At 63.8% G+C, this 14,215-nt stretch carries 10 protein-coding genes and 1 pseudogene; 6 read left to right on the top strand and 5 right to left on the bottom strand.

What is annotated here, in order from left to right; translation table 11 throughout:
- Both M8Q45_RS09400 and M8Q45_RS09395 read right to left on the bottom strand, forming a co-directional pair.
- Nucleotides 1–1,422 (bottom strand): aldehyde dehydrogenase family protein, encoded by a 1,422-nt coding sequence (locus M8Q45_RS09400; protein WP_249874466.1) that lies wholly within the window; start codon nucleotides 1,420–1,422, stop codon nucleotides 1–3.
- A gap of 86 nt (nucleotides 1,423–1,508) precedes the next feature.
- Nucleotides 1,509–2,957: an APC family permease gene (locus tag M8Q45_RS09395; protein WP_249874465.1), complete on the bottom strand. Its 1,449-nt coding sequence runs from the start codon at nucleotides 2,955–2,957 to the stop codon at nucleotides 1,509–1,511.
- Between the two features lie 494 nt (nucleotides 2,958–3,451).
- Here M8Q45_RS09395 and M8Q45_RS28605 point away from each other — a divergent pair.
- The 4 genes and pseudogenes from M8Q45_RS28605 to M8Q45_RS09380 form a co-directional block, all read left to right on the top strand.
- Nucleotides 3,452–4,645, top strand: a pseudogene (locus M8Q45_RS28605) (PDC sensor domain-containing protein); the annotation flags it as partial.
- Between the two features lie 102 nt (nucleotides 4,646–4,747).
- Entirely contained in the window at nucleotides 4,748–5,503 is a 756-nt protein-coding gene (locus M8Q45_RS28600) for a methyl-accepting chemotaxis protein (protein WP_502940553.1), read from the top strand.
- Nucleotides 5,504–5,603: 100 nt separating this feature from the next.
- Entirely contained in the window at nucleotides 5,604–6,773 is a 1,170-nt protein-coding gene (locus M8Q45_RS09385; protein WP_249874463.1) for an efflux RND transporter periplasmic adaptor subunit, read from the top strand.
- Between the two features lie 3 nt (nucleotides 6,774–6,776).
- Complete coding sequence (locus M8Q45_RS09380) at nucleotides 6,777–9,872, top strand: multidrug efflux RND transporter permease subunit (RefSeq protein WP_249874462.1); 3,096 nt, start codon at nucleotides 6,777–6,779, stop codon at nucleotides 9,870–9,872.
- Between the two features lie 12 nt (nucleotides 9,873–9,884).
- Here the strand turns inward: M8Q45_RS09380 and M8Q45_RS09375 are convergent, their stop codons facing one another.
- On the bottom strand, nucleotides 9,885–10,382 hold the full coding sequence (locus tag M8Q45_RS09375) for a winged helix-turn-helix transcriptional regulator (protein WP_249874461.1): 498 nt from the start codon (nucleotides 10,380–10,382) through the stop codon (nucleotides 9,885–9,887).
- Between the two features lie 161 nt (nucleotides 10,383–10,543).
- Between M8Q45_RS09375 and M8Q45_RS09370 the strand changes: the two genes are divergently transcribed.
- Both M8Q45_RS09370 and M8Q45_RS09365 read left to right on the top strand, forming a co-directional pair.
- The gene (locus M8Q45_RS09370; RefSeq protein ID WP_249874460.1) at nucleotides 10,544–11,170 is read left to right on the top strand and encodes a cysteine hydrolase family protein; all 627 of its coding nucleotides are present in this window, start codon (nucleotides 10,544–10,546) and stop codon (nucleotides 11,168–11,170) included.
- Nucleotides 11,171–11,181: 11 nt separating this feature from the next.
- Entirely contained in the window at nucleotides 11,182–12,378 is a 1,197-nt protein-coding gene (locus M8Q45_RS09365; RefSeq protein ID WP_249874459.1) for an MFS transporter, read from the top strand.
- Here M8Q45_RS09365 and M8Q45_RS09360 read toward each other — a convergent pair.
- Nucleotides 12,353–13,276: a hypothetical protein gene (locus M8Q45_RS09360; RefSeq protein ID WP_249874458.1), complete on the bottom strand. Its 924-nt coding sequence runs from the start codon at nucleotides 13,274–13,276 to the stop codon at nucleotides 12,353–12,355. The two genes, M8Q45_RS09365 and M8Q45_RS09360, sit on opposite strands and share 26 nt — an antisense overlap.
- Complete coding sequence (locus M8Q45_RS09355; protein ID WP_249874457.1) at nucleotides 13,269–14,159, bottom strand: hypothetical protein; 891 nt, start codon at nucleotides 14,157–14,159, stop codon at nucleotides 13,269–13,271. Before M8Q45_RS09355 ends, M8Q45_RS09360 begins: the two co-directional genes overlap by 8 nt.
- Nucleotides 14,160–14,215 lie beyond the last annotated feature (56 nt).

Below are 14,215 nucleotides of genomic sequence, written 5' to 3'. Positions count from 1 at the left end.
TCACAGTGGTTCACGCTTGCGTATGTACAGCAGCTGCTGGCCGGTGAATTCCAGCAACCCTTCAAGGCCGAACTCGACGCCGAACCCGGACATCTTGCTGCCGCCAAATGGCGTGTTCGGTTGGATTTGCGCGTGGCAGTTGACCCAGGCGACGCCGCTTTCAAGGCGACTGGCCAACGCCTGGGCCTGGTCCACATCGCTGCCCCAGACCGAACCGCCCAGGCCCATGTCGCCAGCGTTGGCGCGGCGCAGGACATCCTCGACGTCCTGGTAGGCAATCAACGGCAACACCGGGCCGAACTGCTCTTCGTCCACCAGGCGCTGGCCGTCGCTGACATCGGCGACGAGGGTCGGCGGATAAAAGAAACCCGCTCGATCCAGGCGCTCGCCGCCACACAGCACGCGCGCGCCCTGGGCCCGGGCATCCGCCACCAGCGCTTCCACCAGCGCCAGTTGTTCAGCGTTTTGCACCGGACCGAAGGTGACCTCCGGCGCCAGGCCGTCGCCAACGACCTGGCGCCCGGCGATGAGTGCCAGTGTCTCGGCGAACGCCTCGTATTGGGATTGGTGCACATACAAGCGCTTGAGGGCGGCGCAGGTCTGCCCCATGTTGAGGAACGCCGCCTGGAAGATCTCTTCGGCCACCGCCTCGACCGGCGTGCCGGGCAGGACGATGGCGGCATCGTTGCCGCCCAGCTCCAGGGTCAGGCGCTTGAGGTTGGCTGCGGCGCCGCGCATCACGCTCTGGCCGGTGGCTGTCGAGCCGGTGAAGACAATTTTCTGGATACCGGCGTGGGCCGTGATCGCGCTGCCGAAACCCTGTTCGCCCGTCACGACATTGATCACGCCCCGGGGCACATGACGGGCGATGATTTCCACCAGGCGCAGCGTGCTCAGGGGCGTCAGGCTCGACGGCTTGCTGATCACACAATTGCCGGCTCGCAGCGCCGGCATGATGTGCCAGACGGCAATCATGAACGGCCAGTTCCAAGGCGTGATCGAGGCGACGACGCCCAGGGGCTTGCGGTGCAGTTCAATGCGCTGGGTCGGAGTTTCTTCCACCAGCTCCACCGGGATCTGTTGCTCGGCGGCATAACGCGTCCAGGCCGCCGCGCCCATGACTTCGGAGAACGCCAGCGCCAGCGGCTTGCCTTGTTCGAGGACGATGAGCCGGGCCAGCGCGTCGGCATCCTGCTCGATGTCCGCAGCGATGGCCAGCAGACGTTGGCGGCGATCTTCATGGGTGCTGTGCCGCCACTCGACAAAGGCCGATTGCGCCGCCTCGACCGCGCGGTCCAGTTGGGCCAGGGAACCGGCGGGGCAGCGGGCGAACGCGGCGCCCGTCGCCGGGTTGACCACATCGAAATGGCCGTTTTCGCCGTCGACCCGCATCCCGTTGATGAGCATTTGGTAATCGTGCATGGAACCTTCCTTTCACGCGCCGCCGGACCGTCCCGAACGACAGCGCAGTTGTTTTTTTGTGTGGGTGTGGAGCGCTGGCGTGGCGCCTAGAGCTTGTGGCTGCCCAGCGCCGCGAATCGCTCCGGCGAGACCTTGCGCAAGCGCACGGCGAGAAACACGCCGACCACCAGCGCGACAGGAATGACGGCGCAAAGTCCGTAGGACAGGAGCTGACTGGCGCCCGTCAGCACATCGAAATGAATCACGGCGAGGACGAGGACCGCCAGCAGCGCCAGGCAAGAAAAGCCCGGAAGAAGCCGACCGCGCCAAAGCCCCAGCTTCAATTCCGGGTGGCGCCGGAAGTAGACGAACACCGCCGCCGACGTCAGCGCCATCAGCAGGATCACGCACAGGGTGGCCAGGTTGGAGAACCAGGCGAACAACTGCAGGATCGGGTCGGCGTCCAGCGCGGCGAAGATCAGCACCACCACGGCGGCGATCAGGCTTTGCAGGACCGAGCCCATGTGCGGGCTCTGGTGCACGCGATGGGTGGTGCCCAAGCGGCTGTGCAACAAGCCGTCCCGGCCGATGGCATAGAAATAACGCGCCGCGGCATTGTGGAACGCCAGCAGTCCGGCGTAGATGCTGACCATGAACAGCAGCCGGATGATCTGCGTCAGGTGCGGGCCGACAAAGTGATCGGACAGGCCGTAGATGAAAGTGGTCGGATCCTGCAGGGCTTGCAGCGTCGGTACGATCTTGTCCGCCCCGACACCCACGATCATCGACCAGACCGACAGCGCATAAAAACCACCGATCAGCAGCACGGAGCTGTAGGTGGCGATGGGAATCGTGCGGTGCGGATTCCTCGCCTCTTCTCCATAGATCGTCGTGGCTTCGAAGCCGATGAACGCCGCGAAACAGAACAACAGGCCGATGGATGGCGCGCCGCTGAAAACGCGGCTGCGGTCGAACGAATCGAGATTGATGCCGCTGTCGCCACCGGTCTTGAGGATGGCGAAATCCAGCGTCAGGATCGCCAGGTATTCGGCAATCACTACCACCGACAGCACCCGCGCCGACAGGTCGATCTTGCGATAACCGAGAATCGCAACGCTCGCCATCGCCAACAGCGAATACGTCCACCATGGCAAGTCCAGGCCGAAGACGCTGGCCATCGTGCCGCTGACCACGCCGCCGAACATGCCGTAGAGGCCGACCTGGAGAATGTTGTAGGCGAACATCGCCAGCACCCCCGCTGCGCCGCCGGCCAAGCCACCCAGGCCGCGAGAGGTAAACGCATAGAAACCACCGGCGTTGGTCATGTGCCGGGACATGGCGGTGTAACCCGCCGAAAAGGCCAGCAACACCAACAGCGCCAGCAGCAACAGCGCAGGTGTGCCGGCGCCATTGCCAAGCATGATGCCAATGGGAAAGCCGCCGGCGATGACACTCAGGGGACTCGCCGCCGAAATCACGAAGAAGATGATGAAGCCGACACCCAGTGCGCCACGCTTCAACTCCGTCGAGCTGCTGATCGGGAAAGATACGCTCATTGTTCTTGACCTTATTGTATGAGGCAGTGGCTGCTGGATCGGAGTCGGCCAGCTTCGCCGATATCCAAAAGCGTGTTGTTCTGCTTGCACGCTGGATTCGATGCTATGCCCTTGCCAAAACCCTTCGCTATCCCAAAACGGCAGCATCAAAAGCAGTGCCCCAAAACAGGCCAGCCCCATCAGGGAAGGACATTCCTGTGGCGAGGGGATTTATCCCCGCTGGGGCGCGAAGCGGCCCTAAATGCAGGCAACGCGGAGTATCAGAATACTGAGTTGACTGTTAGGGGGCTGCTGCGCAGCCCAGCGGGGATAAATCCCCTCGCCACAAGGACGTCGGCGCTTTAAGTGAACCGCATGCGCTCAATCTCGGCGCACAACGGCTGCCGATTCGGGATAACGGGGGCGCGCGTCCTGCCGCAAGATAGCCTTGCCCACCGTTCAGACAGTGCTGGGCTCATCACAACAAAAGTCCCTAAGCCCAGGAAAACCCCAGCATGTTTTTCGCTCGTCTCTCCATTCAATGGCGGATCACCCTACTGAGTGGCCTGTGCCTGCTGGCGGTCGTCGGGGCACTGACCGGTGCCTCGCTGTATCAGAACCAGCAAGGCGCCACGCTGCTGAAACGGCAAAGCAGCCAGCTACTCGGACAATCAGCGCTGGAGGGCCTGCAAGCACAGGCCTTGGCCCATGGTCAGCGGGTGGAGCGCTTTTTCAGCGAAACGGCGATTTATGGCGAAGGGTTTGCCCAGCAGGTGCTGCAACTGCGTGCCCAGGCGCTGAACGGACGATTGACGGCCGCGCAACTGCGCCACGACCTGATTGGCGTGACTCGCGAGGCGCTGCTCAAGCGTGAGAAAGTCCTCGGTCTCTACGTCGTGCTGTTGCCCGATGCCCTGGCGACCGAGGATGTCAGCTTTGCCGGACAGCGCGACCTCGCCAGCAACGAAAAAGGCCGCTTTGCCCTGTACTGGTCGCAAAGCCAGCCCGGGCACCTGGCGCAGGAAGTGCTCAGCGAAGCCCAGATCAGCGCCAACACCGCGCCCCCGGGCAGCGAACCGGAAAACGCCTGGTACGCCTGCCCACAAGACCAGGGGCATACCTGCGTGACGGAGCCCTACGCGATTGAAGTCGAAGGCAAGCAGGCCCTGATGAGCAGCATCTCCATACCGCTGCTGGACCAGGGCAAAGTCATCGGTGTCGTCGGCATGGACATCAGCCTCGATACCCTCCAGCAACTCGCCGCCAGCCTTGCCAACGACTTGTACCCCGGCCACAGCGAGATCAGCATTCTCTCCCCATCGGGGCAAGTGGCCGGCCACAGCGGCAGCGTGACGGACGCTTCTATCGACGTGCACCAAGCCGTGCAAACCGCCGTGGCGAACAGCCCTTGGCAACTGCAGATCCGCGTGCCGGAAGCGCTCGTGCAAGCGCCCGCCTTGCACATGCAAGCGCAACTCGACGACAAGCATCGCCAGGCAAACTGGTTCAACCTCAGCCTCGGATTGCTGGCTGCCGGCCTCGGGCTGCTGCTCATCTGGCTCACCGCCTACGGCGTGACACGGCCATTGTTGCGGGTGGCTCACATGCTCGACGCCATTGTCGAAGGTGACGGCGACCTCACCCAGCGCCTGCCCGACGAACGCCAGGATGAGCTCGGTCAGTTGGCGCACGGCTTCAACCGTTTCCTCGACAAGCTCCAGCCGATCATCCGGGATATCCAGCAAGCGTCCCGGGACACTCGGGACACCGCCGACACATCTGCGCGGGTCGCCGGTGAAGTCAGCGCGGGCATGCAGCAGCAGTACCGGGAAGTCGAATTGGCGGCGACTGCCTTGCACGAGATGAGCGCCAGCGCCCAGGAAGTGGCGCGCCACTCCCACCAGGCCGCCGACGCCGCAACGGTGGCGGAGAACGCCAGCCGATCGGGACGGGAGATGTTCGCCCACGCCGTCAGCAGCATCGACGCCCTCGACCGGCGCCTGGAGGCAACGCTTGGGCAGGTCAAGGCACTGGCGGACAACAGCCAGCAGATCAGCCAGGTACTGGACGTCATTTGCGCCATTGCCCAGCAGACCAACCTGCTGGCCCTGAACGCCGCCATCGAAGCAGCCCGGGCGGGCGAACAGGGACGCGGCTTCGCGGTGGTGGCCGATGAAGTCCGGCATTTGGCGAGCAACACCCAGAATTCCGTCGAGCAGGTCCGCACCGTGATCGAGGCCTTGCAGCAGCTGAGCCAGGACGTGGTGCTGAGCACTCAATCAAGCCGGGAACTGGCCCGGGGCAGCGTCGTTCACGTCGAACACACCCATGGTGCGCTGCAACACATCACCCAGGCCGTGGAAGTGATCGAACAGATGAACCAACAGATCGCCAGCGCGGCCCTGGAGCAAAGCTCCGTGGTGGAAGACATCAGCCACCGCGTCAGCGGCATTCGTGGCATCAGCGAAACCCTGGCCGGCCGGATGCAGGAAGCTTCCCAGGCGAGTCACTCACTGCACGCCATGGCCAACCACCAGCAGCAGTTGGTGGGGCATTTTCGGATTTGATCCGGGAGGCGTTACACAATTTCACAGAGCCGCTACAAAGCTTAACCCCTGTCATCGGCCCGGTTCCCTACCATGGGCGGTTCAATAGTGGGGAAGCACCATGTCCAAGAAACCTGCCGTTACGCTGGGCCTGTTGATCGGTGCGCTGTTGCTCAGCGGCTGTGATGACACCTCGACCACGGAAGAATCCGCACCGCCGGCCAGCGTGCGTATCGAGATTGTCCAGGCTCGACCGCTGTCCATCAGCGCCGAACTGAGCGGTCGCATCGCCGCACCGCGAGTGGCCGAAGTCCGCGCCCGGGTCGCCGGCGTGGTTCTGCAGCGGGTCTACCGCGAAGGCAGCGACGTCAAGCAGGGACAGGTGCTGTTTCGCATCGATCCGGCACCGTTCAAGGCCGACCTGGACAGTGCCGAGGCAGCGTTGCGCAAGGCCGAGGCCAATGCGTTCCAGGCCCGTTTGCAGGCGCAGCGCTATGCCCAGTTGATCGACGACCAGGCCATCAGCGGCCAGGACTATGACAACGCCCGGGCCAACGTCCGCCAGACCGCCGCCGATGTCGCCGCCAACAAGGCCGCCGTGGAACGGGCCAAGCTGAACCTGGGCTACGCCACGGTGACCGCGCCGATTTCCGGGCGCATCGGTCGCGCCCTGGTGACCGAAGGCGCACTGGTGGGGCAGAACGAAACCACGCCATTGGCACTCATCCAGCAACTGGACCCGATCCACGCCGACCTTACCCAATCGACCCGTGAACTCAATGACCTGCGCCGCGCCTTTCGCGCCGGTCAGTTGCAAGCGGTCGGCCAGGGTCAGGCCAAGGCCACCCTGATCCAGGACGACGGCAGCCCCTATCCGCTGCCCGGCAAGTTGCTGTTCACCGACCTCAGCGTTGACCCAAGCACTGGCCAGATCACCCTGCGCAGCGAGTTCCCCAACCCCGACCTGGACCTGCTGCCCGGCAGTTTCATTCGGGTGCGCCTGGAACAGGCGGTGAACAGCCAAGGGATCACCGTGCCGCAACGGGCGATCCTGCGCGACAGCGCCGGGATCGCCCAGGTGTTGCTGCTGGACGCCGAGCAGAAGGTCAGCCAGCAACCGGTGCAGTTGGGCGCCGCGCAGAATGATCGCTGGATCGTCACCGAAGGCTTGAAGCCGGGCGATCGCATCGTCGTCGAAGGTGTCCAGCACGCCCGCCCCGGTGAAACAGTCCGGATCGATGATTCCCCTCTTCCTCTCGCCCAGGCTCCCGGGCCACAGGCAGGACACTAAGCCATGCCGCAATTCTTCATCGACCGCCCGGTGTTCGCCTGGGTCGTCGCGCTGTTCATCCTCCTGGCCGGGATCCTGGCCATTCCACAACTGCCGGTGGCGCAATACCCGGTCGTGGCGCCGCCACAAATCGAGATCTACGCGGTGTACCCGGGCGCGTCGGCGCAGACCATCGATGAAAGCGTGGTCAGCCTGATCGAGGAAGAACTCAACGGCGCCGACAACCTGCTGTATTTCGAATCCCAGAGCAGCCTCGGCAGCGCCACGATCACCGCGACGTTCCAGCCGGGCACCCACCCGGAATTGGCCCAGGTCGATGTGCAGAACCGCCTCAAGGCGGTGGAGTCGCGCCTGCCGCAGGCGGTGACCCAGCAAGGCTTGCAGGTGGACAAGGTCTCCGCCGGCTTCCTGCTGCTGATCACCCTCACCTCCAGCGACGGCAAGCTCGATGACGTGGCGCTCAGCGATTACCTGGCGCGCAACGTGATGAATGAGATCAAGCGCCTGGACGGCGTCGGCAAGGCCCAGTTGTACGGCGCCGAGCGGGCCATGCGAATCTGGATCGATCCGCGCAAGCTGGTAGGTTTCAACCTGACCCCGGCGGACGTCAACGCCGCCATCGTCGCGCAGAACGCCCAGGTCTCGGCCGGCAGCCTGGGCGATCTGCCGAGCCGCAGCAGCCAGGAAATCACCGCGACCATCGTCGTCAAGGGCCAGCTCTCGACGCCGCAGGAATTCGCCGACATCGTGCTCAAGGCCAACCCCGACGGTTCGACGGTGCGCATCGCCGATGTCGCGCGAGTGGAAATCGGCAGCCAGGAATACCAGTTCTCCACGCGCCTGAACGGCAAGCCATCCACCGCCGTAGCGGTGCAGCTGTCGCCGGGCGCCAATGCGCTGGACACCGCCACCCTTGTGCGGGCGAAGATGGACGAGCTGGCGCGCTACTTCCCGGCCGGCGTGGAATACAAGATTCCCTACGACACGTCGCCGTTCGTCAAAGTCTCGATCACCAAGGTGGTCTATACCCTCGGCGAGGCGATGCTGCTGGTGTTTGCGGTGATGTACCTGTTCTTGCAGAACATCCGCTACACGCTGATTCCCACGCTGGTAGTGCCGGTGGCGCTGATGGGCACCTTCGCGACGATGCTTGCCCTGGGTTTCTCGATCAACGTATTGACCATGTTCGGCATGGTGCTGGCCATCGGCATCCTGGTGGACGATGCCATCGTGGTGGTGGAGAACGTCGAGCGGATCATGGCCCGGGAAGGCCTGTCGCCCAAGGAGGCCACGCGCAAGGCCATGGGCCAGATCACCGGGGCGATCATCGGCATCACCCTGGTGCTGGTGGCGGTGTTCATTCCAATGGCGTTCATGCAGGGCTCGGTGGGGGTTATCTACCAGCAGTTCTCGCTGTCCATGGCAACATCGATCCTGTTCTCGGCGTTTCTCGCCCTGACCTTGACCCCGGCGCTGTGCGCGACCTTGCTCAAGCCGATCGCGCAAGGCGACCACCACGCCAAACGCGGGTTCTTCGGCGCGTTCAACCGTGGCTTCGATCGATTCGGTGACCGCTATCAGGGTTGGGTGGCCTACGCGGTAAAGCGCAGCGGTCGCTACCTGCTGATCTACGGCGTGCTGCTGGTGGGCATGGGCCTGCTGTTCAGTCGCCTGCCCTCCTCGTTCCTGCCGGTGGAAGACCAGGGCTACACCATCACCGACATCCAGTTGCCGCCGGGCGCGAGCAAGAACCGCACGGTACAGGTCGTCGAACAGATCGAGGCGCACAATGCCGGCGAGCCTGGCGTTGGCGACAGCACGGTGATCCTCGGCTTCAGCTTCTCCGGCAGCGGACAGAACGCCGCCCTGGCGTTCACGACGTTGAAGGATTGGTCGCAGCGCGATTGCGATGATTCGGCGGCGTCCATCGCCGATCGTGCCAACCAGGCCTTCGGCGCGATCAAGGACGCCATGGTGTTCTCGGTGCTGCCGCCGCCGGTGGACGGCCTCGGTACGTCCAGCGGTTTCGAGTTTCGCTTGCAGGACCGCGGCGGCCTCGGCCATGCCGCGCTGATGCAGGCCCGCAGCGAACTGCTCGCCGCCGCCGAAAAAAGTCCGGTGCTGATGAACGTGCGCGAAAGTGCCCTGGCGGAAGCGCCGCAGGTGCAACTGGAGGTGGATCGCAAACAGGCCAATGCCTTGGGCATTTCCTTTGCCGATGTCGGCGGCGTGCTGTCCACGGCGGTGGGCTCGGCCTACATCAACGACTTCCCGAACCAGGGGCGCATGCAGCGCGTGGTGGTCCAGGCCGAAGGTGACCAGCGCAGCCAGGTGGAGGATCTGCTGAAGATCCACGTGCGCAACAGCAATGGACAAATGGTGCCGCTGTCGGCGTTCGTCCAGGCCCGCTGGACCCAAGGGCCGGCACAACTGACCCGCTACAACGGCTACCCGGCGGTGAGCATTTCCGGCGAACCGGCACCGGGCTACAGCACCGGGCAAGCCATGGCCGAAATCGAACGGCTGGTGGCCCAGGGACCAAAAGGCATGGGCCAGGAATGGACCGGCCTGTCGCTGCAGGAACGCTTGTCCGGCAGCCAGGCGCCCATCCTGCTGGGCCTGTCGCTGCTGGTGGTGTTCCTGTGCCTGGCGGCGCTGTACGAGAGTTGGTCGATCCCGACCTCGGTGCTGCTGGTGGTCCCGCTGGGCGTGCTCGGCGCGGTATTGGCGGTGTCGTTGCGCGGCATGCCCAACGATGTGTTCTTCAAGATCGGGCTGATCACCATCATCGGCCTGTCGGCAAAAAACGCGATCCTGATCATCGAGTTCGCCAAAAGCCTGTACGACGAAGGCCACGACCTGGTCGACGCCACGCTCCAGGCCGCGCGCCTGCGCTTGCGGCCGATCATCATGACCTCGTTGGCATTCATCCTCGGCGTGGTTCCGCTGGCGATTGCCACAGGGGCCAGCTCGGCGAGCCAGCAGGCCATTGGCACCGGCGTGATCGGCGGGATGATCAGCGCCACCCTGGCGGTGGTGTTTGTCCCGGTGTTCTTCGTGGTGGTGATGAAGCGCGTCACGCGCCGTAAAGCCGATTGAGGGGTGGCGGCGCTACTTGCCCTTGAACGCTTCCCGACGGGCCGTGCGCTCGGCGAGGAAGCGTTCGCTGATCGACGGCTGCAAGTCCTTGCGTTCCACCGGAACTCCGCAATTGGGGCAAACACTCGCCACCCCCACGTCGTGTCCACAGGCGCGATGCACAAAGTGCATCGCCAACCCTTCATCCTCGCCCTTGCGCCATGTTTCGCCCCAGGCGCGCAACGCGTAGATCACCGGATAGAAATCCCATCCCTTGGCGGTCAGCTGGTACTCGTAGCGCAAGGGCTTTTCGTTGTAGGGACGACGCTCCACCAAGCCGTCGGCTTCCAGTGCCTTGAGGCGCGAGGTGAGCATCTGCGGCGTGGCGCCGGTCTGGATCTGGATCTCCTCGAAGCGTGTCGTGCCCATGTACAACTCACGCAACACCAGGATCGTCCACTTATCGCCGACCACCCCCACCGAACGCGCCACCGGGCACACCGTCTCGTTTGTTTCGTATTGCTTGTTCATCACTTTCCAGAATCCGCAAAGCCACTATTTTTTTCATAGTAACACGGCGATTGCGGATGCGATTGGGCTGTAAAAAATACGATGTACACCGCTAGATCATTGACTATATGATTTTCATAGTTAGTATTGAGCGTGCCTTTCCCAACCGGAGCATTCAAGACATGACCCAGCCTGTGTATTCCCCAATGCGAACCGGCCTGCTGTTGGTCGACCCCTATAACGACTTCCTGTCCGAGGGCGGCAAGCTCTTTCCCTTGTTGAAAAAGGTTGCCCAGGACGTTCACCTCCTCGACAACCTGCGCGCCGCTGTGGCGGCCGCTCGGGAACAAGGCATCCAGGTGTTCTACGTGCCCCATCGTCGCTGGCAACCCGGCGACTACGACAACTGGAACCACCCCAATCCGACCCAACGCCTGATCCAGCAACGCCATACGTTCGCAAAAGGCACCTGGGGCGGCGAATGGCACCCGGACTTCGTGCCACAGGACGGCGACATCATCGTCCAGGAGCATTGGGGCCAGAGCGGGTTCGCCAATACCGACCTCGATTTCCAGCTCAAGCAACAAGGCATCACCCACGTGATTGTGATGGGTTTGCTGGCGAACACTTGCATCGAGTCCACCGCACGTTTCGCCATGGAGCTCGGTTACCACGTGACGCTGGTGCGCGACGCAACCGCCGCGTTCAGCCCGGGAATGATGCACGCAGCGCACGAACTGAACGGTCCGACATTCGCCCACAGCATCGTCGATACCGGCACGCTCATTTCGACCTTGCAACCGCACTGAAGGACCGCGCCATGCCCGCGTCGAATGCGATCCCCGCGCGCCTGGTCGGCGTGATGGCCGTGTGTTGCGCCCTGGCCGTGTCGACCCTTTACTACCATCAACCGTTGCTGCCGATGATGGCCGCGTCGTTCGGCCTGACCTCGACCCAAGCCGGCCTGATCGCCACGCTGACGCAACTCGGTTATGGGACGGGCCTGCTGCTCATCGTGCCCCTCGCCGATAGCCGACAACCCCGCCGCTTGGCATTGCGGGCCATCGGGGCAAATGCCGTCGCGTTGCTCGCCTGCGCCGCGGCGCCGAGTTTCGCGCTGCTGTGCGTCGGCAGTTTCCTGGTTGGGGTGACGGCGATTACCGCACAGTTGATCATCCCCGCCCTGTCGAGTCTGGCCGCGCCCGCGGAACGTGGCCGGGTGGTAGGGACGTTGCTGAGCGGATTGTCCGCCGGATTGCTGCTGGCGCGGACCTTCGGTGGTCTGCTCGGCGAGCACTGCGGTTGGCGATCGGTGTTCTGGGTGGCCTCGCTCATCGATGGGGTGCTGTTGATGATCGTTGCTGGAAATCTACCCGCTCTGACGAACCTTTCACCCATGCGCTATGGCGCGCTGATGCGTTCCCTCGGCAGCCTGTTGCGCGAGGAGCCTGTACTGCGCTTCTGCGCCGCGAGCGGATTCCTGATTTTCGCCGCCTTCAGCGCTTTATGGGCCACGCTGGCCGCGCTGCTGACCCAGCCGCCATACGCGTTCGGCTCCGCCACCATTGGCCTGTTCGGCCTGGTGACAGTGTTGGGCATCGCCGCATCGCCACGCATCGGCACGTTAGTCGATCGACTGGGCGCCCGAACGCTGGCCGTCGCGGGTGCGACAGTGCTGGTCGTGGGTTTCGTCTTCATCGGGGCTGGCGGACAGCATCTGGGCTGGCTGATCGTCGGCATGGTGCTGTTGGACTTCGGCAACCGGGCCGGGCTGGTGGCGAATCAGGCACGCGTCCAGACCCTGCGCGCCGAGGCCCGCAGCCGATTGAACACGGTGTTCATGGGTTCGTACTTCCTCGGTGGTGCACTCGGCGCTGCCCTGGGCAACTACGGCGTCCACCGGAGCGGCTGGATCGGGCTCGCCACCGTCGGTGCACTGCTCGCCCTCGCGGCGACCGCCACCAGCGCCCTCGCGCCCCGAGATACCCGCGTCACGTTGGCGGACGCTCCGCCATGACAGCCGGTCGCCCAGGCTGTCGCCCGATGCTGCCCTGCGCCTTGTCCACCAGTCGCTGCACCCAACCGGCGTCCCGGTCGTTGATCACGGCGTAACGGTCCGGCGGGGAAAACCCCCAGCGATGGGATGCTTCGGCGAGGCGGCTGGACTCATCGGCGGACATCCAATACGAGGTTTCGGTCAGCGGCAAAGGCGCACCGTCAAAACGCTGGCCCAGCGTCAGCTGGGTCCCAGGGGCAAAGGCAATCGCCAGCTCCTGCTGGGGTTTCATCCGCTGTTCGGGCGCAGGCATACGCCTGACCTGCCCGTGGCGGAAGGCGCCGGGACACTCCTCACTGAGCACCAGCCAGTGGCCGGCCGTGGTCATGGCCAGGATCCACTGCGACACGCCGCAGCTTTGCACGCGCACCAGCTTGTCGTCTTGCCAGCGCATGAGGCTGAGGGCCTCGGGACTATCATCGTAGGACCACAGGCTGATGCCCGAGACCAGCGTATGACGCTCAAGCTCGACCACCCCTTCATCCGGCATCGAGTGCCAGTAGCGCTTGGTCGGGTCGCGTGAATCGCGACGGTAATTGGACGATGCCCAACCGGCGATGAAAAGCACCGTCGCCAGCACCTGCCAGCCCCAGGATCCATCGATGATCCGGTCGACATCCAGGCCCGGGACGAACCATTTCTCGACGAGGCCCAGGCCAATCACGAACGCCAGGCTTGGCAGCATCAGGCCAACGCTCACCGGCGCCGCCAGCACCATGACCCAGCTGAAGCGGTGCATGGATGCACGCTCGCGCGCCCTGGCCGACTCCTCTGGGAGCATGGGTGATTGCTCGCGAGGGCCGATGGCTGGATCAGGCGTCTCGAAGCGGATCATTTGCTTGTAGAGTTCGTCACTCATGCTGAGGCCCGACACTGGCTTGTGCCCTGTCCACCAATCGTTGCACCCAGCGGGCGTCCTCGGTATTGACCACGGCGTAACGGTCCGGCGGGAAGAAAACCCAGTGATGGGCGGCTTCGGTGAGGCGCTTGATCTCATCGGCGGACATCCAATAGGGCGTTTCCACCAAGGGCACAGGCGCACCCTCAAAGCGCTGGCCCAGCATCAGCTGGGTTCCGGGTGCGAAGGCAATCGCCAAGTGCTGGCGGGGTTTCATCTGCTTGTCGGGCGCGGGCATTCGCCCCACTCGCCCATGCCAGAAGTCACCGGGAAACTCTTCCTTGAGCACCAGCCAGTGGCCCGCGGTGGTCATGGCGAGGATCCACTGCGACACGCCGGAGCTTTGCACGCTCACCAGTCTGTCGTTTTTCCACAGCATGACGCTGCTGCAATCGGGGTCTACATCGTTGCCCCACAGGCTGATGCCGGAGACCAACGTATGACGTTCAAGCTCGACCAGCCCTCGATCCGGCATCGATTGCCAGTAGAGTTTGGTCGGGTCCCGTGAGTCGCGCAGGTAATTGGACAATGCCCAACCGGCGACGAAAAGCACCGTCACCAGCGCCATCCAGCCCATGGAATCACCGACGATCCGGTCGACATCCAGGTCCGGGGCGAATAACTTCTGGGTCAGGCCCAGGATCGTCAGGTACGCCAAGCCTGGCAGCACCAGACCCATGCTCAACGGCGGTAGCAGCACCACGAACCAACTGAAGCGGTTCATGAAGGCGCGGTCGCGCGCCCAGGCCAATTCCTGCGGGAGCATTTGTGATTGCTCCCGTGGAGGGATGTTGGGATCCGGGGTTTGAAAACGGAAAAAACGTGCGTGGGAGTCGTCGCTCATGGGTCGAATCGTTCTCTCGAATCAGGTGCGCATCTTCGAGGATTTTTCGTGGCGAG

The sequence above is a fragment of the Pseudomonas sp. T1.Ur genome (assembly GCF_023516725.1).
Taxonomy (GTDB): domain Bacteria; phylum Pseudomonadota; class Gammaproteobacteria; order Pseudomonadales; family Pseudomonadaceae; genus Aquipseudomonas; species Aquipseudomonas alvandae.
Note: the sequence above shows the minus strand (reverse complement) of the source record. Positions and strands in the feature narration are given on the sequence as shown.